The sequence below is a fragment of the Streptomyces sp. NPDC058662 genome (assembly GCF_042716255.1).
Lineage (GTDB): Bacteria > Actinomycetota > Actinomycetes > Streptomycetales > Streptomycetaceae > Streptomyces.
The window spans coordinates 11700-35610 of record NZ_JBHXRU010000041.1 but is presented as its reverse complement, the minus strand read 5'-3'; the positions used below and the strand labels follow the sequence as shown (position 1 = coordinate 35610).

Sequence of the window (23911 nt, the reverse complement as noted above, 5' to 3'; positions counted from 1 at the left end):
GGGCCGGGTGCCGCCCGTCCGCCCCGGTGCACCGCGCCGCAGGGGTCAGCGGACCTGCGGGGGCTTGGGGAGGCCGGCGTCGAGGGCGCCGCCCGCACTGCCGAGGGAGGCGTTGGTGGACTTCGTCGCGGACCCGGCGGCGGCGGCCGTGACGGCGAGCGCCGTCCTGGTGTCCTGGACGGCCTGACCCGGGTGGTCGACGATCTCGGTGACGCGCTGGGCGACGGGGGGCGCCTGGGCGGCGGGCTCGTCGGCGTGCGCGACGGCGGGGGTGAGTGCGAGGGCGGCGCCGCCGGTGAGGACCAGGGCGGACAGGGTGCGCTTCATGGCATTCATGCCCCGCCCAACGATCCGCCCGCTCCCCTGGTCACCCCCCGCCCGCCCCGGATCGGCCCCGGATCGGCCCCGGGGCGGATCGGCCGGGCCTGACCGCCGCCGTCCACACATGCCGGCGGCCCCGGATCGGGGGATCGATCCGGGGCCGCGGGATGACACAGCGGGGGCGGGAAGGGCGGGGGTCAGTCCTCGACGACCAGGGCCGGGGTGGACTTCGTCAGGACCTCGCCGCGGAAGAAGGCCGGGCTGCGGCGTGCGGTGACGAGCATGATGACCAGGCCGAGGGCGAGCAGGCCGACGCCGATGATGAAGACGCTGCCGACGCCGAGGACGGTGGAGCCGGAGCCGTAGGCCGGGTCCCACATGTCGATGAGGGTCTTGCAGAAGACCGTGGCGAGCAGCAGGCCGCCCAGCACCGGGAAGACGCCCTTGAAGAACAGGTCGCGGGTGGAGCGGCGCAGTTCGGAGCGGAAGTACCAGGCGCAGGCGAAGGCGGTCAGCGAGTAGTAGAAGCAGATCATCAGACCGAGCGCGAAGATCGTGTCGGTGAGGACGTTCTCGCTGACCAGGGTCATGACCGTGTAGAAGACGCCGGTGGCGACGCCTGCCATGACCGTGGCGCGGCCCGGGGTCTTGAACCGGGGGTGGACCTTGGCGTAGGCGGGCGGCAGGGCCTCGTACGTCGACATGGCGAGGACCGTGCGGGCCACCGGGATGAAGGTGGTCTGCAGGGACGCGGCGGCCGAGGCCAGCACGGCGACGAAGAGCAGGATGCCGAGTGCGGGGCCCATGACCGGGCCGGCGAGGGCGGCGAAGACGTTGTCCGAGGTCTCCTCGTTGGCCAAGCCGAGGCCTTCGCCGCCGGAGCCGACGGCCATCTGGGCGGCGACGCCGGTGGCCAGGTAGGAGCCGACCAGGACGACCATCGCGACGAGCGAGGCGCGGCCGGGGGTCTTGGTGGAGCCGGTGGTCTCCTCGTTGGTGGCCAGGCAGGCGTCCCAGCCCCAGTACATGAAGATCGAGAGCGAGAGTCCGGCGGTGAAGGCCGCCATGGACTCGACCGCGAAGGGGTTCATCCAGGACCAGGAGAAGTCCAGGCCGGTGTCGAAGGCGCCGGCGGAGGCCTTCTGGAAGGCCATGGCGACGAAGACCGCGAGGACGACGAGCTGGAGGCCGACCAGCGCGTACTGGACGCCCTTGGTGGCGGTCATGCCGCGGTAGCTGATCGCCGTGGCGACGGCGATGAGGGTGAGGCAGGTGCCGATGTGGACGAGCTTGTTGTCGTCCAGGGCCGCGATCGACGGGTTGCCCGTGATCTCGCCGGCCAGGAGCCAGAAGTAGGAGGTGGCGACGCCGGCCAGGTTGGAGAGCACGATGATCGTCGCGATCACCAGGCCCCAGCCGCACATCCAGCCGATCCGCGGGCCGAAGGCCTTGACGGTCCAGGTGAAGGAGGTGCCGCAGTCCGGCATGGCCTTGTTGAGCTCGCGGTAGGCGAAGGCCACCAGGAGCATCGGCAGGAAGCCGGCGAGGAAGATGGCCGGCATCTGCATCCCGACCTCGCCGGCGGTGGAGCCGAGGGTCGAGGTGAGGCAGTAGACGGGGGCGACGGTGGAGATGCCGATGACGGCGCTTCCCATGAGGCCGACGGAGCCCTTGTTGAGGCCCTTGCCGCGAACATCGCCCTCGGCGACGCCGCTTACCGTGTCTCCGGCCTGAGGCCGAACGTCCAGCTGAGTCATGGGTCAGGACGTTAGACGCTGCGTTTTCCACATCTGGAGGATTTCGGTCCGGAACCGGGAGCCCGGGAACGCCTTGGAATTCCGAGATTGATCCCGTTCATGAGCCCGCAATACAAGGTTCATCTCGATGCCCGTCCATGAATCAGCAGGCGCGGCGCTCGGGCTTTCACCATACGGAAACCGCAGCCATGTCCGTTTTGCGTGGTTCCAAAGTTTCCCTCGTGACTTTGCGGTGACCGGTGGTAACGGCAGTCCCACCGCCGCGGGTGGCCGCCCGGGACCGCGCGCCGCCGCGCGTCCGCGAGACTGATCCCATGCCCACGGCCGATGAGCTCCTCAGCGCGGACACCGTCACCACTCTCGCCCGGCTGCTCGCCCGCGCGGGCGGCCGCCGCTCCGCACCGGCCCTGCTGGCCCGCGCCGGCGCTCTCGACGGACTGACGTACAGCGGCCGCGTCGCCGCCGTCCGCGACGCCGTGCTCGCCGACCTCCCCGCCGACTGGCCCGGATTCGAGGCCGTCGTGCGCACCGCCCTCGCCGACCCCGCCTTCACCGGCTGGATGACCTTCCCCGTCGACGAGGCCGTCGCCGTCCGCGGGCTGGAGGTGTTCGAGCCCGCTCTGGCCCTGCTGCACGACCTCACGCCCCGGCTGACCGCGGAATCCGCCGTCCGCCCCTTCCTGCGCGCCGACCCGGCCCGCGCCCTGGCCGTCGTACGGCAGTGGACGGCCGACCCGGACCCGCACGTGCGCCGCCTCGCCAGCGAGGGCACCCGGCCCCGGCTGCCGTGGGCCCCGCGCCTGCCCGCCTTCGTCGCCGACCCGCGCCCGGCCCTGCCGGTGCTGGACGCCCTCCACGCGGACGAGTCCGCGTACGTCCGCCGCTCCGTCGCCAACCACCTCAACGACATCAGCCGCGACCATCCCGCCCTCGCGGTCGAGACCGCGGCCCGCTGGCTGGCCGCCCCCGCCGCGACCACGGACCGCGTCGTACGGCACGGCCTGCGCACCCTGGTCAAAGCCGGCCGCCCCGACGCGCTGACCCTGCTCGGCCACTCCCCGGACGTACCGGTCGCTGTGCGGGGGCCCGTCGTCACGACCTCCCGGGTCGCCGTCGGCGAGTACCTCGTCTTCGACTACGCCGTCACCAACACCGGCGCGCTCCCGGCGGAGCTGGTGGTCGACTACGTCGTGCACCACACGAAGGCGAACGGCGCCCGCACCCCCAAGGTCTTCAAGCTCGCCACCCGCGCCCTCGCCCCGGGCGCCACCCTCAGCGGCACCAAGCGGCACTCCTTCAAGCCGATCACCACCCGCCGCTACCACTCCGGCGAGCACCTGGTGCAGCTCCAGGTCAACGGCCGCGTCCGCGGGGAGGCCGCCTTCGTGCTGGACGCGGGGTGAGCCGCCCGGCGGCCCGCCGCGGGCGGGCCGCGGCGGGCGCCGTCACTGCCGCGCCTGCCGCGGCCCGCGTCACCGCCCCGCCGGGCCGCGGGCGCCGGCGGGGCCCCGGCTCAGCCGGTCCAGACGATCGACTGCGTCTCGCTGTACGCGTGCAGGGCGTACGAGCCCACGTCCCGGCCGACGCCGGACCGCTTGAAGCCGCCGAACGGGGCCTCCATGTTCCGGCCGACGGTGTTGACCCCCACCCCGCCCGCCCGCAGCCGCCGCGCCACGCGGAAAGCGCGCGCCGCGTCCCCCGACCACACGTAGCTGATCAGCCCGTAGTCGCTGTCGTTGGCGAGGGCCACCGCCTCGTCCTCGTCCCCGTCGAAGGGGACCACCACGACGACCGGGCCGAAGATCTCCTCGCGCACCACCCGCATGTCGTTCGTGCAGTCGACCAGCAGCGTGGGCGCCACGTAGAAGCCCCGGCCGCCGCCGACCACCGGGCGCTCGCCGCCGTGGGCGATCCGCGCGCCCTCCTTGCGGCCCAGCTCGATGTACGCCTCCACCCGGTCCCGGTGCGCCGCCGAGATCACCGGGCCGACCACGGTCCCCGCGGCGGCCGGATCGCCGACCCGCATGAAGGCCAGGTAGCCCGTCAGCTTCTCGATCAGCCGGTCGTAGACGGCCCGGTGCGCGATCACCCGGGTGGGGGCGGTGCAGATCTGGCCGGAGTAGAAGGAGAAGGTCGTCCCGATGCCCGTCACCGCCGCATCCAGGTCGGCGTCCTCCAGGACGATCGCGGCGCCCTTGCCGCCCAGCTCCATGAGCTGGCGCTTCATCGTCCGGCCGCAGACCTCCGCGATGCGCTGCCCGACGCCCGTGGAACCGGTGAAGGACACCATGTCCACGTACGGGGAGTCCACGGCGGCCTCGCCGACCTCCACCGACCGCCCGCCGACGACGTTCACCACCCCCGCCGGCGCCCCCGCCTCCGCGAGCGCCTCCGCCATCCGGAACACCGACAGCGGGTCCTGCGGGGCGGGCTTGACCACCACCGTATTACCCATGGCCAGGGCCGGGGCGACCTTGCCCGCCGCATTGGCCCACGGGTTGTTGTACGAGGTGATGCAGGTGACGACGCCCACCGGCTGGCGCACCTCCAGCGCGCCCAGCACGCTCGCCCGCCCCATCGGGCCGGCTTCGGTGACCTGCGGCGGCAGACCGCGCTCGACCGGTTCCAGGGCGCCCTTCGCGTACCGCCGGAAGCGGGCCGCCCCGACCCCCACCTGCATCCCGCGCGCGATCCCCGTCGGAGCGCCCGTCTCCGCGCGCGCCAGCGCGGACCACGGCTCGTACTCCCGCTGGATGATGTCGGCGGCCCGGTCCAGGATTGCCGCCCGCGCCTCGGGCGGCGTACGGGACCAGCTCCCGAACGCCTCGGCGGCGGCGCGTGCCGCGTCCTCGACCTGGCCGCGCGAGGCCTCGGGCGCCACCCCGACCACCGACTCGTCCGCCGGGTCGACGACCTCGTAGTGCCCGCCCGCGGGCTCCACCCACTCGCCGCCGATGAAGAGCCGCTGGGGGCTCCGCGCGTCCCTCATCGCGTACTCACCGTCCTCGTGTCCCGGCCGGACCGGAGCACGATGCCCGGCACGGCGCCCGTCACCTCGTCGTCGCGGATCGTCTCCACGCCGTTGACCCGCACGGAGACGATGCCGACGGCCCGCGCGTCCAGCCGCGGGCTGTCGCCGGGCAGGTCGTGGACCAGCGTCGCCGGGCCCGCGTCGATCCGCCGCGGGTCGAAGAGCACCAGGTCCGCGTGGAAGCCCTCGGTGATCCGGCCGCGCCCGCGCAGCCCGAACAGCCGGGCCGGGTCGTCGGTGAGCATCCGTACGGCCTGCTCCAGCGGCACCAGCTTGCGTCCGCGCAGGCAGTCGCCGAGGAACCGCGTCGTGTACGGGGCCCCGCACATCCGGTCCAGGTGCGCGCCCGCGTCCGAGCCGCCCAGCATCACGTCCTCGTGCTGCCAGGTCTCCTGGCGCAGCGCCCAGCTGGCCGGGTCGTTGTCGGTGGGCATGGGCCAGAGCACCGTACGCAGGTCGTCGTTGGCGCAGATCTCCACCAGGCAGTGGAAGGGGTCCTGGCCGCGTTCGGCGGCGATGTCGTTCACGACGCGGCCGGAGAGGCCCTCGTTCTCCTTGCTGTACGTGTCGCCGATGACGTACCGCCCGAAGTTCGCGAGGCGGCGGAAGACGCCGGCCTCCTTGCTGTCGGCGCGGCGCAGCATCTCGGCGCGGACGTCCGCGTCGCGGAGCCTGGCGATCCGCTCCGGGACGGGGAGGCCCAGGACATCGCCCCAGCCGGGGATCAGGTTGAGCGCGCAGAAGGTCCCCAGGGACATGTTCATGGGGGTGAGGATCGGCATGGTCAGCGCCACGATCCGCCCGCCGGCCCGGCGGGCGCGCTCGCTCGGGACGAGCTGGCGCGGGACGCGTTCGGGGACGGAGGCGTCGATGGTCAGGACGTTCCAGTTGAGGGGCCGGCCCGCGGCCGCGCTCATGTCGACGAGGAGGTCGATCTCCTCGTCCGAGAACTGGTCGAGGCAGCCCGCGACGATCGCTTCCAGCTGCGTGCCCTCGTGCTCGGCGACGGCGCGGCACAGGGCGAGGAGTTCGGCGGGGTCGGCGTGGCGGGAGGCGACGGGGGCGCCGGCGCCGTCGGAGTGGGTGGAGGACCGGGTGGTGGACAGGCCCCAGGCGCCGGCGTCCATGGCGTCGTGGAGGAGGCCGACCATCCGCTGGAGCTGCTCGGGGGTGGGCTGCCCGCCGACGGCGTCCTCGCCCATGACGTGGCGGCGCAGGGCGCAGTGGCCGACCATGAAGCCGGCGTTGACGGCGATGCGGCCGTCGAGGGCGTCGAGGTACTCGCCGAACGTGGACCAGGTCCAGTCGACGCCGTCCTCCAGGGCCTTGAGGGCCATGCCCTCGACCTTGCTCATCATGCGGCGCGTGTAGTCGGCGTCCTCGGGGCGGTCCGGATGGAGGGGGGCCAGGGTGAAGCCGCAGTTGCCGCCGGCGACGGTGGTGACGCCGTGGTTCATGGAGGGGGTGGCGTACGGGTCCCAGAAGAGCTGGGCGTCGTAGTGCGTGTGGGGGTCGATGAACCCGGGGGCCAGGACGAGGCCGGCGGCGTCCTCGCCGGTACGGGCCGCCTCGGTGACGGTACCGGGCGGGGCGACGACGGCGATCCGGCCGTCGCGGAGGCCGACGTCGGCGGTGTACGCGGGGGCGCCCGTGCCGTCCACGACGGTCGCTCCGCGAATGAGGTGGTCGAGCATGGCGGTTCCGTTTCCCTCCTGCCCGGTCGACTCGCGTCGGGCCGGGCGGTACGACTGCGTCGGGCGGGGTGGGGGTGCGGGCAGGCCGCGGGGCGACTGCGTCGGGCGTGCACGGGGTCCGGGTCGGCGGCTGCGGGCGGGTGCGGGGGCGACTGCGTCGGGCGGGGGCGGGGTCCGGGTCGGCGGCTTCGGACGGATGCGGGGTCCGGGCCGGCGGCTTCGGGCGGGTGCGAGGTCCGGGGTGCGGGTCGGCGGCTTCGGGCGGGTGCGGGTCGGCGGCTGCGGGCGGGGTGGGGGGTGCGTCCGGTCGGAGTGGGTACGGCAGGCCGCTGCCGTACCCGCTCCGACCGTCACCGCCGGGGTACCGCGGGCTCGACGCCTGCGGGACCCCGACCCGTACGGCGGCGGCGGTCCGGGAAGACACCGCCCCCGTCCGGGAGACCTTGCGGCTCCCGCCCGCAGACCGGAGGTCCGGGCCCCGGCCAGGGTCGGAGACCGTCGTTCCGGGCCCCGACCCGGAACCGAGACCGGGGGACCGGGGTCCGGCCCGGGGACCGGGCCCCAGCCGGGGGACCGGGCCCCAGCCGGGGGACCGGGCCCCAGCCGGGGTGAGCCCGGAGGTCCGGGCCCCCGCCCGGGTCGAACCCCGGAGGTCCGGGCCCCAGCCCGAGACCTGGACCCGGAGGTCCGGGCCCCAGCCCGAGACCTGAACCCGGAGGTCCGGGCCCCAGCCCGAGACCTGAGCCACGGGCCCGGGCCAAAGCCCCAGCCCCAGCCCCAGCCCCAGCCCCAAGCCTGAGCCAGGGGTCCGGGTCCCAGCCCGGGGCCTGAGCCGCGGGTCCGGGCCCCAGCCCGAAGCCTGAACCAGGGGTTCGGGCCCCGCCCGGGGCCTGAGTCGGGGGTCCGGGCCCCGCCCGGGGCCTGAGTCGGGGGTCCGGGCCCCAGCCCGAAGCCTGAACCAGGGGTTCGGGCCCCGCCCGGGGCCTGAGTCGGGGGTCCGGGCCCCGCCCGGGGGTCCCGGGGTTGGGGGTCCGGGGTCCGGGCCGGGGGTCCCGGGGTTGGGGGTCCCGGGGCCGGGGCCCGGGGTTGAGCCCGGGGGGCGGGGGTGGGTCGGTGGGCGGGCGCGGGGGGCGCGTCAGGCGGAGGCGCGGAAGCGGGTCGTGCGGTGGACCGGGTCGGTGTCGATCTCCGGGATCACGTGCTCGCCGAGGAGCTTGATCGTGGTCATCGTGTCCTCGTACGACACCCCGGTCGGCAGGCCGAAGGACAGCTGGTCCGCACCCGCCCGCTCCCAGCGCCTGCACTGCGCGAGCACCTCCGCCGGGTCACCGCAGATCATCAGCTCCTCGGCGATCAGCAACTCGATGATCTCCGCGTTGTACTCCGGCAGCAGCTCCGGCCACTGCGGGATCGCCTCCGGCCGCGGGAAGGTGTCGTGGTAGCGGAAGACCAGCGACTGGAAGCGGTTCATCCCGGCGTTGACGGCGATCTCGACCGCCTTGTCGTGGGTCTCGGCGACGATCGCCGTCGAGGTGACCATCACGTTGTCGTTGACGAACGCCCCGATCGCCTTCGCCTCCTGGATGGCCGTCTTGTACTGCTCCAGTACCCACTCCATGTCGGAGACCTTCTGCACGCTGAAGCCCAGTACGCCGAGCCCCTTGCGCGCCGCCATCGCGTACGAGGACGGCGAGCCGGCCGCGTACCACATGGCCGGGTGCGCCTTGCCGTACGGCTTGGGGAAGATCTTCCGCGGCGGCAGCGACCAGTGCTTGCCCTGGAACCCCTCGTACTCCTCCTGGAGGAACATCTTGGGGAACTCCGCGATCGTCTCCTCCCAGATCTCCTTGGTGTGGTTCATGTCCTCGATGCCCGGGAGGAAGCCGAGGATCTCGTGGCTGCCCGCGCCCCGGCCCGTACCGAACTCGAAGCGCCCCTTGGAGAGGTGGTCGAGCATGGCGACCTTCTCGGCCACCTTGACCGGGTGGTTCACCTGGGCGAGGGGGTTGAAGATGCCGGAGCCGAGGTGGATGCGCTCGGTGGCGTGGGCGAGGTACCCGAGGAAGACCTCGTTCGCCGAGAGGTGCGAGTACTCCTCCAGGAAGTGGTGCTCCGACGCCCAGGCGTACTTGAAACCGGACTTGTCGGCCTGGATGACGTACTCGGTCTCCTCGATCAGCGCCTTGTGCTCCGCCTCGGGGTCTACCTTGGATCGCGCCTCAGCCACGTATCCCTGCACAAAGAGCCCGAATTCCAAGGGGGTTCACCGTCCTTTGATTTCTGACGTTGCGTCAGATTCGATGTCTCGACTGTTCCATCGCGGGGGCGCGAGCGTCAATACCTGACGCTCCATCAGATGGGTCTGCGGGGGCGAGACCTACAGGATGCTGACGCCCGCCATCCAGCCGCCGTCGATGACGAAGGGCTGGCCGGTGATGTACGAGGAGTCCTCGCTGGTCAGGAAGAGGGCCAGCCGGGCGACCTCCTCGGGCCGCCCGACCCGACCCATCGGCACGACCCGCTTGTACAGGTCCGCCATCGCCGCCCGCGCCTCGTCGGTCGTCCCGGCGGGGTCCAGCAGTCCGGGATTGGCCATCGGGGTGTCCACGGCCCCCGGGCACATCGCGTTCACCCGGATGCCCCGGCCCGCCAGCTCCAGCGCGGCGACCCGGGTCAGGCCCAGGATCGCCGCCTTGGTGGCGGCGTACGTCCCCACGTACGCCATACCCGTCAGGCCGGTGTACGAGGAGGTGTTGACGATCGTGCCGCCGCCCGCCGCCCCGATCTCGGGGGCGACCGTCTTGATGCCGAGGAAGGCCCCCACCTGATTGACCTGGACCACCTGCTGGAACTCCTCCAGGGGGGTGGAGGTCAGCTCGTTGAAGCGCAGGATGCCGGCGTTGTTCACCAGCCCGTCGATGCGGCCGAAGGCCTCCTTCGCCGCCGCGACCGCCGCCGCCCAGTCCTCCTCGCGGCCCACGTCCAACCGTACGTACCGGGCCCGGTCCGCGCCTATCTCCTCGGCCACGGCCGCACCCTGCTCGTCCAGCACATCCCCGAGGACCACCTTCGCGCCCTCGGCGGCGAACAGGCGGGCCTCCTGCTCGCCCTGGCCCCGCGCGGCGCCGGTGATGACGACGACGCGCCCGTCCAGCTTGCCCATGGTGTGCTCCTGTCGCTCAGTCGTCCGCCAGCGCCCAGCCGTCCGGTCGTCCGGTCGCACGGCCGTCCATTCGTTCAGTCGTTGAGGAGGGGGGCCACCTCGGCCCCGAAGGCGGTGACCTGGTCGACGAGCTCGTCCCGGTCGCGGCTGCGGAAGCGAACCTGGATCTGGTCGACGCCGAGCGCCCGGTACTCGCGCAGGGACTCGGCGAGCACCTCCGCCTTGCCGGTGAGGGTGCGGCGGCCGGTGTCCCAGGCGGGCTCGCCCACGTACAGGGCCTCGGTGATCGCGCCGAACTCGATGGGGTCCCCGATCCCGGCCCGCGCCCGGAGCTCCCGGATCCGGGCGATCCGCCCGGGCAGCTCGTGGCGGGGGTCGCCCTGCGGAAGCCAGCCGTCCCCGCGCAGGGCCGCGCGGCGCAGGGCGGGCGCGGAGGAGCCGCCGACCCAGACGGGGACGCGTTCCTGGGCGGGCCGGGGCAACTGGCCGAGGTCCTTGAAGGAGAACAGCTCCCCCTCGAACTCCGGGTACTCCTCGGGCCCCAGAGCCGCGCGCAGCGCGTCGAGGGTCTCGTCGAGGACGGCGCCCCGGCGGGCGAAGTCCACGCCGAGGATCTCGAACTCCTCCTGGACGTGCCCGGCGCCGACTCCGAGGATCAGCCGCCCGCCGGACAGGTGGTCGAGGGTGGCGTACTGCTTGGCGCTGATCAACGGGTGCCGCAGCCCGAGGATCGCCACGTGGCTCAGCAGCCGGACGCGCTCGGTGATCCCGGCCAGGAAGGACAGCGTGGCGACGGGGTCGTACCAGACGGTGCTCATGGGGCCGGCGAGGCGCCGGGGGATGGCCACGTGGTCGCAGCCGGCCAGGTAGCCGAAGCCGGCCCGGTCGGCGGCTCGGGCGATCCCGGCGAGATCGGCGGCGGTGGCCGACGCCTCCCAGGGCTCGGCGTAGATGGTGCTCTGCGACTGGATCGGGAGCTGCATCCCGTAGACCAGCCGACCTTCCGTGAACACGCGCGCCATGCGGGACCCGCCTCGCCTTCGTCGCCGTCGCCGTCGCCGTCGTCTTCGTATCCGTCTTCGTGTTGCCGGGCCATCGTCGTAGCTGACGGACCGTCAGGCAAGGGGTAGGGGCGGACGGGGCCCCGTCGTGGGCGGGGTGGCGGGGCCGCCGAGGCTCGGGGCAGGCGGCTCGGGGCTCGCGCCCGCAGGGCTGTACGGCCGGAAGTACGCGCCCCGCCCGTGCCGTCCGGTCAGCGTGACCGGAACGGATGGGTACGAGTACGAGTACGGGTACGGGAACGCGCGGTACGAGCGGCCGGATGTCAGGACGTGCAGCGGGGGCGGGGACGCACAGCGGGGACCGGGGCAGCCAAGGGCGCCCAGGACGGACACGCGCCCCCGACGCACAACGGTGGCCAGGCCGCGGATTGGCGGTCAGGACGGGCGCTGGCGCCAGGACGGGCGGCCGGTGACCAGGACGGGCGGCCGGTGACCAAGACGGGCACTGGCGGCCAGGACGGGCGCCGGAGGCCAGGACGGGCACTGGCGGGCATGGCGGGCGCCGGTGGCAGGACAGGCTGGCGGACGGGCTGGCGGCCCGTCCCGTCGTCACATGCCCTGCGGCCCCATCACGATGACGGGCTTCGCGGCCGGGTCGAGGGTCTCCAGCACCTTGCGCATGGCGTCCTTCGGGATGCCGACGCAGCCCTGGGAGGGGCCGTCGTGGTCCACGTGGAGCCAGATGTTGCCCCCCTTGCGCTCGCCCTCCGGCTTGACCGGGTCCAGCGGCGACCGTCCCGGCCTGCGGTTGAAGTCGATCGCGACGACGTAGTCGAAGGACCCCGCCAGCGACTCGCCGTTCACCCCCCGGCCCGAGGCGACGAAAGACGCGTCCTTGTCGTAGGGGAGCCGGGTACCGGGCGGCTTCGGCAGCAGGCCGCCCGCGTCCGTGAGCGCGAAGACGCCCTGCGGGGAGGTCAGGTCCCCGTACGTGCGCTCCGTGGACCAGCCCTTGGCGCCGTTGCGGGCGGGCCAGCTGTCGGCGCGTACCCAGTCCGCACCGGGGGCCGGACGGGTGTAGAGGGTGGCGGTGGACTCCGAGGAGTCCTTGGCCTTGCCCGTGACCAGGATGAGCTGCCGGGACTCGGCCGGGATCCGGCCGGCCGTCTGCTCGCTGATGCCGGTCAGGCCCTGCAGGTGGTTCGCGGGGGCGACACGGGCGGCGTCACGACGGGCGTCGCTCGGAGCTTCGTTGCGGGCGTCACCCTTCGCGTCGCGGTTCGCGTCGCGCGCGGCACGGGCGGCGTCCGGGGTGCGGGCGTCCGTACCGGCCTGGGCGGTCGCGGCGCCGGCGATCCCGCCCGCGTCCTGCGCGACGTACGCCCACGAGGCCCCGAAGGCCAGCAGGCCGAGGGTGGCGGCGAGCGCCACGCGGCGGGACGAACGACGCTCCGTACGCCCGGCCGACCGGGACGTTCCGGGCGTACGGGAGATGCGGGGCGCGCGGGAGCGGGCTCGGGCGTGCTTGCTCATTGAACCGACCGTACAGGAGCCGATCTTCAGGAACGGCGATCCACGGCGTCCGCGTCCGGTCCCGCGCCGGAACCGAGCCCCGGGTCCTACGGCCCCGGAGCGTGCCGCCCCACCGCCCCGGCCCCGCACACGCGTACGACCGAGGCGGGCGGCCCGAGCCGCGCCCCGACGCCCGACCTGCGGCGCACCGCCCTCCCGCACAACCCCGAACGGCCCCCGCACCACCCCCGAAGTCCCCACACCCGTCACCACAGCACCGGCCGGCCGACCCCCCACCCACCCCCCGCGACTGTGACGCACGGCATGCACCCCCCACCCCGAACACCCCATCGAACAGCCCCCGATCCCCCACACGCCTCCCCCGACACCCTCAAGCACCGACCCTGCGGCGCCGCACCGGTGAAGGCCCACCGCCGCCCGGGGCCGGGCCCGGGGCGAGGGGGCGGGGCGAGGGGGCGGGGCTCGGGGCTCGGGGAGGGGGCCCGAGGCCCCGGCCCCGGGGCCGAACCCGGCCCCGGCCCCAGGCCCGGGCCTACACCCGCCCGGCCCGGAGTTGCCCAGTGCGTACCGGCTCCACCGCACTCCCGGGGGACCCGCCGGCACCCGAGGTGCGCGGCGCAAGCAGAGCCCCGACCGCGGCCCCGACCATCCCGCACCGGCCCGCCCGTCTGCCAGCCCCTCCCCCGTCTGAGGCACGGGGCGGGAGCGGGGCGGCGGTGCGGATAGTGCCGAGCTTGCCCGTGCGCCCGCTCGCATACCGGTCCCGCCGCGCCCCCAGAGGGCGGGGCGAAGCCCCGGGCCCGGCCCAGGGCCCAAACCGCGCCACGGTCCCGGTCCCGGCCCTGGCTTGCCCTCCCTTGCGTACCGGCCCCCGCCGCGCCGCACCCCCAAGCCCCGCCGGCGTTTGAGGCGCGGGGCACGGGGCGGAGCCCCGGCACCGGACCCGACGCCGCTTCGTACCGGCCCCACCGCACCCGACAGCCCCGCCGGCGCAGGCGCGCGCGGCCCTCACCTCCGTGCGACTGCCGTCGTACGCTGATCTGATGCGAACTCGAACTCCACGTCACGCCGCGCGCGTTGTCATCCTGTCCCCCGCCGGATCGGTCTTCCTGTTCCGCGAGAACAACGTGGAGGTCGGTATCCACTGGCTGCCCCCGGGCGGTGGCATAGACCCCGGCGAGAGCCCCGAGGACTGCGTGCGGCGCGAGCTGCGCGAGGAGACCGGGTGGACGGACCTGGAGCCGGGGCGGCTCCTGTGCACGTGGGAGCACGACTTCACCCACCAGGGCGTACCGGTGCGCCAGCACGAGCACATCTACGTCACCACCGGCCCGCACCGGGAACCCGTCCTGGAGTACCCCGGCATCCACTGGCAGTGGCTCTCCACGGACCGGCTGGCCACCCTCGGCGAACCCCTCTGGCCGCCCCGGCTGCCGGATCTCCTCGCCAACGCCCCGTCCGAGCCGGTCCACCTGGGCCTGCTGGCCTGAAGCGTCGACCGCCGCCGGCCGGGAGGCAGTACCCCGCCTGACCGCCAGGGGCTGGCCCGGCCCGACCGGCGGCGCCCGGCGGCCGGCGGAACTCGGTTGCATCCGGCGACCCGGCAGCCCAACGCCTCGGCACCTCCGCGGCCCGGCAGCCCAACGCCTCGGCACCTCCGCGGCCCGGCGGCCCAGCGGCCCAGCGGCCCGAAACCCCGGCTCCCAACGGCCCGCCGCCAGGCGGCCACGCGGCCACGCGGCCACGCGGCCACGCGTGCCCAGGGCTACCGACCCGGCGCCGTCGCCTTCGCGTAGAGCGACGCCGCGTACTCGCCCAGGACCGTGCTGGTCGAGACGTCGTCCGTGTCCCCGCCGGTGAGGATCCCGATGATCTTCCCGTCGCGGGCGATCCACGCGCTGCCACTGGTGCCGCCAGGGAAGTCCGCGCAGTCGAAGCGCTGTTGGGTGTCGCTCTCGCGGACCGCGACGGCCGTGCACGTACGGGGAACCTTGCGGTCGGCCGGGTAGCCCGTGACGGTGACCTCCTCGGCCGCGCGGCCGCTGGTGTCCAGCACCGCCGCACCCGTCACGTCCTCGATCGGCCGGCCCTGGGCATCAGGGGCCAGGCGGGCGAAGGCGAGGTCGTAGTCGTCGTCCGTACCCTCGGCCCAGCGGTCGTCCTCGTAGGCCTCTTCGATCTTCCACGTGCCGTACGGAGCGACGCCGTTGGCGTATGCGGGTGCGAAGACAGCCGTACCGCCGCTCTGGTCCCCGTCGAGGAGGCAGTGTCCGGCGGTGATGATCAGGTTCCGGCCGGGGCTCTGCACGACCGTGGCCGTGCAGAAGTGATCACTGTCCAGGCCGTTCGTGAAGAGGGCACCCGTGAAGGCGGCGGGCCCACCGGGCGGCGGGGTGACCGCCGGTGGCAGCGTGGTGCCGGGTCGGGCGGAGAGCTGCGGTTTCGGTGCTTGCGATCGCGATGTGCCTGTCGATGGGTCCGTCGGGGAATCCGTCGGCGCGGCCTTCGCGCGCACAGCGGGCACGCCCTCGGGCGGCGGCGCCAACTTCGCGACGGCGGCGGAGGCCCCCAACGCCGCGACAGCACACAACACCGCTGTCACCGCGGTCTGCTTGTCCACCGGCATGATGATCCTCCCGCTTTGCCCCGGCGAAGCATGCCTTGCGAGCGGGGCCAGTCGCAAGGGCGGCGCCTGGGCGGGTGGCCTGAAAGTCGAGGCGGGGGTGGGGGCCTCCCCGCCGCGGGCCGGTTGCCGGGCAAGGTCCGGGACTTGCGCGGGACCGCAGCAGGGGCCGGCAACCACTGGGCCAGCACCGCGATGCGCGGCCGGACCGCGAAGCCGGAGAGGCTCCGCGTTGACCCGCGGTCGTGACAGCATCGACGGGTGATCAACGCCGAGGACCTGGTCGACAGACGCCTGCTGGAGCCGACGACCAGCACCTGGGTCCGGTAGAGGAGCGTCTCCACGAGGCGACGACACCCGCGGGCGAGGACGCCCCTTCGTGAGTCGGAGTTCGGACTGACCGGATCACTCCGTCACGGGCAGGCACTCGGCGAGCAGGTCGACGACGTCGTGCCAGGCTCGCTGCGCATGCCGTGGGTGGTAACCGACGCCAGGGAGCACGGGATGGTCGACCGGCGGGTGGTGGAAGGCGTGCAGGGCGCCGCCGTAGACCACGAGGCGCCAGTCGACGCCGGCGACCTGCATCTCGGCCGTGAATGCGTCCCGTTGCGCGGGCGGCATGATCGGGTCTTCCGACCCGACCCCGGCCCACACCGGGCAGCGGAGGCGCGCCGCCTCGCCCGGTCGGCCGGTGGTCAGTGCGTTGACGGTCCCGATCGCGCGCAGGTTGACGCCGTCGCGTCCGAGTTCCAGTGCGATCGCGCCACCGGTGCCGTAGCCGACGGCGGCGATGCGGTCGGGGTCGGTCCGCGGTTCGGCGCGCAGCACGTCGAGCGCCGCGCGGCCGATGCCCCGCATCCGGTCGGGGTCGTCGAGCAGCGGCAGGCAACGGGCCAGCATCTCCTCGGGGTTGTCCAAATAGCGCCCACCATGGATGTCGAAGGCAAGCGCCACGTAACCCAGTTCGGCGAGAGCGTCGGCCCGGCGGCGCTCGACGTCGCTGAGCCCCGTGCCCTCGGGGCCGAGCAGCACTGCGGGTCGGCGGTCGATACCGGCCGGGAGCGCGAGGTGCCCGATCATCGTCAGACCGTCGGCCGGGTACTCGACCGTGCGCGTGGCAATCGTCGTCATGAGACTGGACGGTAGTGATCCTTGAGTTCGCCCACGTGAGTTTCGACTCGATCGATCTGCGCGGCCACAGGCGTGGCCGCCGACGGCCCCGGCCTTCCTCCACACCCAGATGCAGGCCGGCTGGGGCGGCCCGGTCCTCGCGGCCGCCGTCAAGGACCGCATCGTGGGCGCGATCGGCCCATGGACCTGCGCCCGCACGCGATCGGGTGCCCCCGACTCCTCCCCCAGTACTTCGCCGTCCTGCCCGAGACCCGCGGACAAGGTCCGGGCCGCGTCCTGGGGCGGGCCAGGATGCACTGGGGCCGGTCCCACGGCGCCGCCTGCCGGCTCCTCCAGACCGAGGCCGGCGGCGCCTGCGACCGACTGTGCCGGGCCGAAGGCCTGACCTCCCTCGGCTTCATCCACACCCCGCGGGCGTAGCCACCGGATCAAGAGCCGCCGCGAGGCATCGTCCGCCGCGACGTGCGTGTCGGGCGGGGGCGTTCCATGCTGGGGGGATGAGGCGTCCTCGTACGGTGCTGCTCTGCATCGCCGGGCTGGTGGCCGCAACGGTTCCCGCGGGGGCCGCTGCCGGGCCGGCGGTCGCCCTCGGGGCGCCGCGGGCGTGTGTCGCGTCGCCGGGGCCCGCCGAGGGCCGGGCGAAGGAGGTCGTCGCCGTCGCGGAGCGGGCGCGTCGGGACTTCGGTCTGAACTCCGTGGTCCTGCGGGTCTCCTCGGACGGCAAGGAGGTCGTCACCTCGGCCCTCGGGGAGTCCATGACCGGCGTCCCGGCCGATCCGGCCATGCACTTCCGGTCGGGCTCGGTGGCCATCGCCTACATGGCGACCGTCCTGCTCCAGCTCGTCGACGAGGGCAAGGCCGGTCTGGACGATCCCCTCGCCCGCTGGCTGCCCGACGCACCCCACGCGTCGAAGATCACACTGCGCATGCTGGGCAGTTCCACCTCGGGCCTGCACGACTACGTCACGGACCCGAAGTTCCTCGCCGACCTGGAGGCCGCGCCGTTCCGGCAGTGGACCCCCGCCGAAGTGATCGCCATCGCCGCCGACCAGCCGCTCTGGTACGAACCGGGCACCAACTTCAGCTATTCGCACGCCAACTTCCAGCTCCTCGGCGCCGCGTTGGAGAAGATCAGCGGCGTTCCGCTGGAACGCCTGCTCGACGAGCGGGTGATGAGGCCGCTGGGGCTCGGCGAGACCGCCGCCGGCGCCACCGCGGAGATCCCCGTCCCGGTGCTGCACGCCTTCACCTCCGAGCGCGGCACCTACGAGGAGTCCACGTACTGGAATCCGTCCTGGACCACGGCGCCCGGTGCGGTCCTCACCACGGACATCTGCGACCTCGACCGCTCCTCCCGCGCGATCGGCACCGGCGAGTTGCTGTCCGCCGCGTCGTTCCGGACCCTGCTCGACCCGGGGACGGCGGAACTCGGCGGTCCGACGGCCGGCTGTCCCGCCACCGTCTGCCTGCCGCACGACGCGGCCGAGCACTTCGGCCTGGGGGTCCTCGTCCTCAACGGCTGGATCCTGCAGAACCCGTCGTTCTCCGGGTACGCCGCCATGCAGGCCTACCTGCCGGCGGAGAAGCTGTCCATCTCGGTCACCACGACGAAGGGCCCCAAGAGCCCCGAGGGCAACCAGGCCCAGACCGTGGCCCAGCGGATCGCCGCCGCGCTCGTCCCCGAGCACCCGCTGACGCCGACCCGCCTGCGCGCAAGCGTCCCGCCCTCGCCCTCCCCGACGGCCCGCTGACCCGCGACCCGCAGGCCCGCAGACCCGCAGGTCCGCGCTCCTCAGTCGGCGCTGCCGCGGGGGACGACCCAGCGCATCGGCTGGCCCGTGACCTCCGCGATCATGTCGTAGTCGCCGTCGTAGTGCAGGACGGTCGCCCCGTGGCGTTCGGCGGTCGCCGCAATGATCAGGTCCACGCCGGAGACCGCTTTCCAGTTCCCCGCCTCGATGAGGTGCTTCTGCACCTCCAGGGCTCGGTCCCAGACTTCGTCGGGGGTCGCGAGCCACGCGAAGGCGCCCAGGCCCGTACGGACGCGCTCCGCGTCCGCCTTGGAACGGGCGCTGTACATCACCTCGCACTCCACGGCTCCGCACACCGCGAGCACGCCCGCGGTGTGCAAGGGGTGGATGACGGCGTGGACGGCCGGCTTGGGATACCGGGCGAGGGCCGATTTGTCGATCAAGAAGCGCCCGGTCATGCCGCCCTGTCCTGGGTGTGTTCCGTCGCCGCCGCTTCCACTCCGGTCCCGGACCCGGACCCGGACCCGCTCCCGGCGTCGCTCTCGACCGCCGAATCCACTGGGCCGGTCAGGTCAGGCAGTCCTCCGGCGGCGATCCAGGACAGGAACTCCTCCCGCTTGCGCCGGTTGACCACGTCCTGCAGGGCCGCGTTCACGGTGGCCACCTTGGTCTTCGTTCCGAAGATCTCGGCGGCCTCCGCCAGCAGGGCGTCGTCCACGTCGATGACTGTTCTGGCCATGGCGGACCTCCTCGGCGGGCGGGGGCGACCTGCCCCTGTCCACTTAGACGATATCAAGACCGATGTGGAGAGATATCGTTTCTGCAGCCAGGAGAGGCCCGATTCCCCAACCATGCCGGAGGTTCATGACAGTGGCCTACGCCGCCGGACTATGCCCCGCCTACGAGCCGGCGGCCGGCGCCGGCGCCGGAACCGCCCCCGCCCCCGCCCACAGGCCCTCCGCCGTCAGCCCCAGCAGGTCGATCGCGTTGCCGCGCACGATGCGGTCCACCACGTCCGGGGCCAGGTGCCCCATCTGCGCCTCGCCGACCTCGCGGGACTTGGGCCAGGTCGAGTCCGAGTGGGGGTAGTCCGTCTCGTAGAGGACGTTGCCCGCACCGATCGCGTCCAGGTTCCGCAGGCCGAAGGCGTCGTCGAAGAAGCAGCCGAAGACATGCTCGGCGAAGAGCTCCGACGGCGGGCGCAGCACCTTGTCCGCGACGCCGCCCCAGCCGCGGTTCTCCTCCCAGACCACGTTCGCGCGCTCCAGGATGTACGGGATCCAGCCGATCTGGCCCTCCGCGTACATGATCTTGAGGCGGGGGAAGCGCTCGAACTTGCCGCTCATCAGCCAGTCGACCATCGAGAAGCAGCAGTTGGCGAAGGTGATGGTGGAGCCGACCGCAGGCGGGGCGTCCGCCGAGGTGGACGGCATGCGGGAGGAGGAGCCGATGTGCATGGCGATGACCGTGCCGGTCTCGTCGCACGCCCGCAGGAAGGGGTCCCAGTAGTCCGTGTGCACGGAGGGCAGCCCCAGGTGCGGGGGTATCTCCGAGAAGGCCACCGCGCGCACGCCGCGCGCCGCGTTGCGGCGGACCTCGGCCGCCGCCAGTTCGGCGTCCCAGAGCGGGATCAGGGTGAGGGGGATGAGACGGCCCCGGGCGTCCGGGCCGCACCACTCCTCCACCATCCAGTCGTTGTACGCGCGCACCCCGAGCAGTCCGAGTTCGCGGTCGGCGGCCTCGGTGAAGGTCTGGCCGCAGAAGCGCGGGAATGTCGGGAAACAGAGCGCGGACTGGACGTGGTTGACGTCCATGTCGGCGAGCCGGTCGGGAACCGAGAAGGACCCCGGGCGCATCTGCTCGTAGGTGATGACTTCCAGTTTGATCTCGTCGCGGTCGTACCCGACCGCCGTGTCGAGGCGGGTGAGGGGGCGGTGCAGGTCCTCGTACACCCACCAGTCGCCGATCGGGCCGTCGTCGCCCCGGGCACCCATGACGGGAGCGAACCTGCCGCCGAGGAAGGTCATTTCCTTCAAGGGGGCGCGGACGACGCGGGGGCCGGTGTCCCGGTACTTGGACGGGAGCCGGTCCCGCCAGACATGGGGGGGCTCAACCGTGTGGTCGTCCACCGAGATGATCTTCGGGAAGGTCTCCATACCGGCTACGGTAGCTGCAATCTGACGAACCGTCAGCTACTTGGGAGCCACGGGGTCCGCTACGGGCTGACGTGTACGTGCATCACAGGGCAGACTGGCCCTTACACCGACGGAAGGCAGGGGGGACCACAGATGGACGGCATACCGGCCATCCCGCACCAGCGGAACCACCCCGAAGCAGCCCGGACCCTCACCGAGGCCGACACCCCCGCGCCCGACCCGACCCGCGACCCGACCCGCAACCCGACCCGCGGCCGGCCGTTCACCACCGCGCCCGCCGCGCCCGCCGCATCTGTACCCGCCACCCCCGCTCCGCCCGCCGCCCCCGCCCCCGCCGCCGGCTCCCGCTTCGCCGTCCTCGGGCCCATCCGCGCCTGGCGCGGCGCCGAGGCGCTGCCCTCCGGCACCCCCCAGCAGCGCGCCCTGCTCGCCGCCCTGCTGCTCCGCGACGGCCGCACCGCCACCGCGCCCGAACTCATCGACGCCATCTGGGGCGAGGACCCGCCGCAGCAGGCCCTCGCCACCATCCGTACGTACGCCTCCCGCCTGCGCAAAGTGCTCGACCCGGGGCAGCTCGTCACCGAGTCCGGCGGCTACGCCATCCGCCTGCGCTCCGCCGCCACCCTCGACCTCGGGGTCGCCCGCGGCCTCGCCGCCGACGCCGAGGCGGCCCGCGCCCGCGGGGACCGCGGCGGGGCCCGTACGCTGCTGGCCCGCGCCCTGGACCTGTGGGACGGCGAGCCCCTCGCCGGGGTCCCCGGCCCGCACGCCGAGACCGAACGCACCCGGCTCGCGGAGTGGCGCCTGCAGCTGCTGGAGACCCGCCTCGACCTGGACCTTGAGGTAGGCCACCACGCCGAGGCCGTCTCCGAGCTCACCGCACTCACCGCGGCGCACCCCCTGCGCGAGCGCCTGCGCGAACTGCTGATGCTCGCCCTCTACCGCAGCGGCCGCCAGGCCGAGGCCCTCGCCGTGTACGCCGACACCCGCCGGCTCCTCGCCGACGAGCTCGGCGTCGACCCGCGCCCCGAGCTCGCCGCCCTCCAGCAGCGCATCCTCAATGCCGACGCCGACCTCGCCCGCACCGAGGACCCGGCGCCGGCCGCGGCGTCCGTCCACCTGCGGCCCGCCCAACTGCCCGCGACCGTGCCCGACTTCACCGGCCGCGCCAGCTTCGTCGGCGAGCTCGGCGCCATCCTGTCCGGCGGCGCCACGGGTCAGGTCATGGCCGTCTCGGCGCTCGCGGGCATCGGCGGCGTCGGCAAGACCACCCTCGCCGTGCACGTCGCCCATGCCGCCCGCCCGCACTTCCCCGACGGACAGCTGTACGTCGACCTCCAGGGCACCGAGGCCCGCCCCGCCGAGCCGGAGGCCGTCCTCGGGTCCTTCCTGCGCGCCCTGGGCACTCCCGACACCGCCATCCCCGACTCCCCCGCCGACCGCGCCGCGCTCTACCGCTCCACCCTCGACGGCCGCCGGGTCCTGGTCCTGCTCGACAACGCCCGGGACGCCGCCCAGGTGCGCCCGCTGCTGCCGGGCACGGCCGGCTGCGCCGCCCTCGTCACCAGCCGGGTCCGCATGGCGGGCCTCGCCGGGGCCCATCTCGTCGACCTCGACGTGATGAGCCCCGAGGAGGCCCTCCAGCTCTTCACCCGGATCGTCGGCGCCGAACGGGTCGGAGCCGAGCGCCAGGCGGCCTTCGACGTGGTCGGCGCCTGCGGCTTCCTGCCGCTGGCCATCCGCATCGCCGCCTCGCGCCTCGCCGCCCGCCGCACCTGGACCGTCTCCGTCCTCGCCGCGAAGCTCGCCGACGAGCGCCGCCGCCTCGACGAGCTCCAGGCGGGCGACCTCGCGGTCAAAGCCACCTTCGAACTCGGCTACGGCCAGCTGGAGCCCGCCCAGCAGCGCGCCTTCCGCCTCCTGGGCCTCGCCGACGGCCCCGACATCTCCCTCTCCGCCGCGGCCGCCGTCCTCGACCTGCCCGAGCACGACACCGAGGACCTCCTTGAGGCCCTGGTCGACTGCTCGCTCCTCGAATCCGCCGCCCCCGGCCGCTACCGCTTCCACGACCTCGTACGCCTCTACGCGCGTGCCTGCGCCGAGCGCGACGAGCTGCCGCCGGGCGGACGCGACGCCGCCCTGGACCGGCTGCTGGACTTCTACCTGGCCACCGCCTCCGGGGTCTACGCCCTGGAGCGCCCCGGCGACCGGCTCCCCGCGCACCTGTCCGACACCCACTACCCCGGACTGGTCTTCGCCGACCCGCGCGCCGCCCTGGACTGGCTGTACGCCGAGGCCGACCCCCTGCTGGCGTGCGTACGGCAGGCCGCCGTACGGACCGGCGAGGCGCGGGTCCTGCGCCGGGCCGTGGACCTGCTGTGGGCGGCCAAGGACCTCGCCGAGTCCGGGGCCAACTCCAAGCAGTACGAATCCGCCGCCATGGCCCTGCGCGACGCCGCCAGGGCCGCCGGGGACCCCCGGGCCGAGGGCAGGGCCCGTACCACCCTCACCATGGTCCACCTCTTCACCGGCCGGTTCACCGAGGCCGACGACGAGGCCCGCCAGGCCACGGCGCTGGCCCGGGAGGCCGGCGACCCGCTGCCCAGCTGCTGGGCGCCCAACGACCGCGGCATCATCGCCCTCTACCAGGGCCGGCACGCCGACGGCGAGCGGTACCTGCGGGAGGCCATCGACAACTTCCGCGCCGACGGCAACAACATCGGCGAGGCGAGCGCCCTGTGCAACCTGTCGCGGATCCATGTGGAGCTGGGCCGCCTCACCAGCGCCATCGACCTCGCGCAGCAGGGCATCGCCATATACGACCGGATGGGTTTGACCCTGCGCCTCGCCAACGGCCGGTACGCGCTCGGCATCGCGCTGACCCAGGCCGGGCGCCTCGGGGAGGCCCTGGCACAGCTCGCCGAGGCCCTCTCGCTGTTCCACGACAACCGGCAGCCGCTGTGGGAGGGCGTGACCCACTTCCGGCTCGCCGAGGCCCATCTGGCCGCCCGCCGGCCCACCCTGGCCGCCTCGCACGCCGAACAGGCCATCGCACTGCGCGGGATCGGCGGCGAGTGGCGGCGGGCGACCGTGCTGACGGTGCTGGGGAAGGCCCTGCGGCGGCTGGGCCAGCGGGACCGCGCGCGGGCCTGCTGGCGGGACGCGGAGACGGTGTTCGCGCAGCTCGGATCGGCCGAACTGGGCGAGGTGCGGGCGCTGCTGGCGTCGGAGGTGGCGGCCTGAGCGGGTTCCGCACCCGCCACTGCCGCGCCGTGACGCGTCCGCGTCGGCTGCCGGGCCTCGATGGACCGCGACGGCATCGACGGGCATCGACGGGCGATGAACGAGGCGTTCATCGTTCGTTTATCGCCACCCGACACGATAGGTGCATCGGCCCGGCGCGTCGGGGGACGCGGGGTCGGTTGGAGGACCACCCGTTCGGCGGTCCGCGGGGGAATCGCCGAACGGGCCCTACCCATCCAACGGGAGATTTCGATGACGACGAACGAGAACACCCTGCCGACCGAGGGCGACATCCGCCCCCTCGACAACCACGCCTCGGGCGTCGGGATCAAGCCGCTGGACACGCCGGTCGAGAAGCCGCTGGACAAGCCGCTCGACAACCACGCCGCGGACGAGGAGATCCAGACGCTGGACAACCACGCGTCCGGCCCGCGCCCCAAGGACTGGCCCACGCACCACCGAAGACGATCTCGGCCTCAAGGGGCGAAAGCCAGACGCGGTGCCCCG

18 protein-coding genes and 1 pseudogene are annotated in these 23911 nt (G+C 73.8%); 6 read left to right on the top strand and 13 right to left on the bottom strand.

All coding sequences use genetic code 11. The features are described from left to right. Window positions 1-45: 45 nt before the first annotated feature. Complete coding sequence (locus tag ACFWUQ_RS16920) at window positions 46-336, bottom strand: hypothetical protein (RefSeq protein ID WP_384538492.1); 291 nt, start codon at window positions 334-336, stop codon at window positions 46-48. 182 nt (window positions 337-518) lie between these two features. Then, complete coding sequence (locus ACFWUQ_RS16915; protein ID WP_384538490.1) at window positions 519-2078, bottom strand: APC family permease; 1560 nt, start codon at window positions 2076-2078, stop codon at window positions 519-521. A 314-nt stretch (window positions 2079-2392) separates the two neighbouring features. On the opposite strand from ACFWUQ_RS16915, the gene ACFWUQ_RS16910 reads away from it, so the two are divergent. Next, on the top strand, window positions 2393-3481 hold the full coding sequence (locus tag ACFWUQ_RS16910; protein ID WP_384538489.1) for a DNA alkylation repair protein: 1089 nt from the start codon (window positions 2393-2395) through the stop codon (window positions 3479-3481). Window positions 3482-3591: 110 nt separating this feature from the next. Here ACFWUQ_RS16910 and ACFWUQ_RS16905 read toward each other — a convergent pair whose 3' ends face one another. The 6 genes from ACFWUQ_RS16905 to ACFWUQ_RS16880 form a co-directional block, all read right to left on the bottom strand. Further along, window positions 3592-5067 carry an aldehyde dehydrogenase family protein gene (locus ACFWUQ_RS16905; protein ID WP_384538487.1) on the bottom strand — a complete coding sequence of 492 codons (1476 nt, stop codon included), beginning with the start codon at window positions 5065-5067 and terminating at the stop codon, window positions 3592-3594. Next, complete coding sequence (locus ACFWUQ_RS16900) at window positions 5064-6803, bottom strand: amidohydrolase family protein (RefSeq protein WP_384538485.1); 1740 nt, start codon at window positions 6801-6803, stop codon at window positions 5064-5066. Before ACFWUQ_RS16900 ends, ACFWUQ_RS16905 begins: the two co-directional genes overlap by 4 nt. 1135 nt (window positions 6804-7938) lie before the next feature. Then, the gene (locus tag ACFWUQ_RS16895) at window positions 7939-9060 is read right to left on the bottom strand and encodes an LLM class flavin-dependent oxidoreductase (RefSeq protein ID WP_384538483.1); all 1122 of its coding nucleotides are present in this window, start codon (window positions 9058-9060) and stop codon (window positions 7939-7941) included. A 120-nt stretch (window positions 9061-9180) separates the two neighbouring features. Next, window positions 9181-9966 carry an SDR family NAD(P)-dependent oxidoreductase gene (locus tag ACFWUQ_RS16890; protein ID WP_384538481.1) on the bottom strand — a complete coding sequence of 262 codons (786 nt, stop codon included), beginning with the start codon at window positions 9964-9966 and terminating at the stop codon, window positions 9181-9183. Window positions 9967-10040: 74 nt separating this feature from the next. Next, entirely contained in the window at window positions 10041-10988 is a 948-nt protein-coding gene (locus ACFWUQ_RS16885; protein ID WP_384538480.1) for an LLM class F420-dependent oxidoreductase, read from the bottom strand. Between the two features lie 588 nt (window positions 10989-11576). Beyond that, window positions 11577-12500, bottom strand: coding sequence for a hypothetical protein (locus ACFWUQ_RS16880; protein ID WP_384538479.1), 924 nt, complete (start codon window positions 12498-12500; stop codon window positions 11577-11579). Between the two features lie 1043 nt (window positions 12501-13543). On the opposite strand from ACFWUQ_RS16880, the gene ACFWUQ_RS16875 reads away from it, so the two are divergent. Beyond that, entirely contained in the window at window positions 13544-13990 is a 447-nt protein-coding gene (locus ACFWUQ_RS16875; protein ID WP_384538477.1) for an NUDIX hydrolase, read from the top strand. 275 nt (window positions 13991-14265) lie between these two features. On the opposite strand, the gene ACFWUQ_RS16870 is transcribed toward ACFWUQ_RS16875, so the two are convergent. Together ACFWUQ_RS16870 and ACFWUQ_RS16865 are read right to left on the bottom strand one after the other, a co-directional pair. Beyond that, window positions 14266-15120: a trypsin-like peptidase domain-containing protein gene (locus ACFWUQ_RS16870; RefSeq protein WP_384538475.1), complete on the bottom strand. Its 855-nt coding sequence runs from the start codon at window positions 15118-15120 to the stop codon at window positions 14266-14268. A 408-nt stretch (window positions 15121-15528) separates the two neighbouring features. Then, window positions 15529-16254: a dienelactone hydrolase family protein gene (locus tag ACFWUQ_RS16865; RefSeq protein WP_384538474.1), complete on the bottom strand. Its 726-nt coding sequence runs from the start codon at window positions 16252-16254 to the stop codon at window positions 15529-15531. 180 nt (window positions 16255-16434) lie between these two features. Between ACFWUQ_RS16865 and ACFWUQ_RS16860 the strand changes: the two genes are divergently transcribed. Beyond that, complete coding sequence (locus tag ACFWUQ_RS16860) at window positions 16435-16674, top strand: hypothetical protein (RefSeq protein WP_384538472.1); 240 nt, start codon at window positions 16435-16437, stop codon at window positions 16672-16674. Window positions 16675-16751: 77 nt separating this feature from the next. Further along, on the top strand, window positions 16752-18005 hold the full coding sequence (locus ACFWUQ_RS16855) for a serine hydrolase domain-containing protein (protein WP_384538470.1): 1254 nt from the start codon (window positions 16752-16754) through the stop codon (window positions 18003-18005). 41 nt (window positions 18006-18046) lie between these two features. Here ACFWUQ_RS16855 and ACFWUQ_RS16850 read toward each other — a convergent pair whose 3' ends face one another. The 3 genes from ACFWUQ_RS16850 to ACFWUQ_RS16840 form a co-directional block, all read right to left on the bottom strand. Next, complete coding sequence (locus tag ACFWUQ_RS16850; protein WP_384538469.1) at window positions 18047-18463, bottom strand: PIN domain nuclease; 417 nt, start codon at window positions 18461-18463, stop codon at window positions 18047-18049. Further along, a complete protein-coding gene (locus tag ACFWUQ_RS16845; RefSeq protein WP_384538467.1) occupies window positions 18460-18744 on the bottom strand; it encodes a type II toxin-antitoxin system VapB family antitoxin in 285 nt (94 codons plus the stop codon). The genes ACFWUQ_RS16850 and ACFWUQ_RS16845 overlap by 4 nt, the downstream gene beginning before the upstream one ends. 160 nt (window positions 18745-18904) lie before the next feature. Then, window positions 18905-20161, bottom strand: coding sequence for an amidohydrolase family protein (locus ACFWUQ_RS16840; protein WP_384538465.1), 1257 nt, complete (start codon window positions 20159-20161; stop codon window positions 18905-18907). Window positions 20162-20293: 132 nt separating this feature from the next. On the opposite strand from ACFWUQ_RS16840, the gene ACFWUQ_RS16835 reads away from it, so the two are divergent. Further along, window positions 20294-23404: a BTAD domain-containing putative transcriptional regulator gene (locus tag ACFWUQ_RS16835; RefSeq protein WP_384538464.1), complete on the top strand. Its 3111-nt coding sequence runs from the start codon at window positions 20294-20296 to the stop codon at window positions 23402-23404. Window positions 23405-23656: 252 nt separating this feature from the next. Beyond that, window positions 23657-23911 (top strand): annotated as a pseudogene (locus tag ACFWUQ_RS16830) (hypothetical protein); the annotation flags it as partial.

Bases quoted from the DNA above. Each gene is read 5' to 3' on its own strand.
- ACFWUQ_RS16875 (WP_384538477.1), top strand. From the start codon at position 13,544: ATGCGAACTCGAACTCCACGTCACGCCGCGCGCGTTGTCATCCTGTCC.
- ACFWUQ_RS16840 (WP_384538465.1), bottom strand. From the start codon at position 20,161: ATGGAGACCTTCCCGAAGATCATCTCGGTGGACGACCACACGGTTGAG.
- ACFWUQ_RS16890 (WP_384538481.1), bottom strand. From the start codon at position 9,966: ATGGGCAAGCTGGACGGGCGCGTCGTCGTCATCACCGGCGCCGCGCGG.
- ACFWUQ_RS16920 (WP_384538492.1), bottom strand. From the start codon at position 336: ATGAATGCCATGAAGCGCACCCTGTCCGCCCTGGTCCTCACCGGCGGC.
- ACFWUQ_RS16865 (WP_384538474.1), bottom strand. From the start codon at position 16,254: ATGACGACGATTGCCACGCGCACGGTCGAGTACCCGGCCGACGGTCTG.
- ACFWUQ_RS16880 (WP_384538479.1), bottom strand. From the start codon at position 12,500: ATGAGCAAGCACGCCCGAGCCCGCTCCCGCGCGCCCCGCATCTCCCGT.
- ACFWUQ_RS16855 (WP_384538470.1), top strand. From the start codon at position 16,752: ATGAGGCGTCCTCGTACGGTGCTGCTCTGCATCGCCGGGCTGGTGGCC.
- ACFWUQ_RS16850 (WP_384538469.1), bottom strand. From the start codon at position 18,463: ATGACCGGGCGCTTCTTGATCGACAAATCGGCCCTCGCCCGGTATCCC.
- ACFWUQ_RS16885 (WP_384538480.1), bottom strand. From the start codon at position 10,988: ATGGCGCGCGTGTTCACGGAAGGTCGGCTGGTCTACGGGATGCAGCTC.
- ACFWUQ_RS16845 (WP_384538467.1), bottom strand. From the start codon at position 18,744: ATGGCCAGAACAGTCATCGACGTGGACGACGCCCTGCTGGCGGAGGCC.
- ACFWUQ_RS16915 (WP_384538490.1), bottom strand. From the start codon at position 2,078: ATGACTCAGCTGGACGTTCGGCCTCAGGCCGGAGACACGGTAAGCGGC.
- ACFWUQ_RS16860 (WP_384538472.1), top strand. From the start codon at position 16,435: ATGGACCTGCGCCCGCACGCGATCGGGTGCCCCCGACTCCTCCCCCAG.
- ACFWUQ_RS16900 (WP_384538485.1), bottom strand. From the start codon at position 6,803: ATGCTCGACCACCTCATTCGCGGAGCGACCGTCGTGGACGGCACGGGC.
- ACFWUQ_RS16835 (WP_384538464.1), top strand. From the start codon at position 20,294: ATGGACGGCATACCGGCCATCCCGCACCAGCGGAACCACCCCGAAGCA.
- ACFWUQ_RS16905 (WP_384538487.1), bottom strand. From the start codon at position 5,067: ATGAGGGACGCGCGGAGCCCCCAGCGGCTCTTCATCGGCGGCGAGTGG.
- ACFWUQ_RS16910 (WP_384538489.1), top strand. From the start codon at position 2,393: ATGCCCACGGCCGATGAGCTCCTCAGCGCGGACACCGTCACCACTCTC.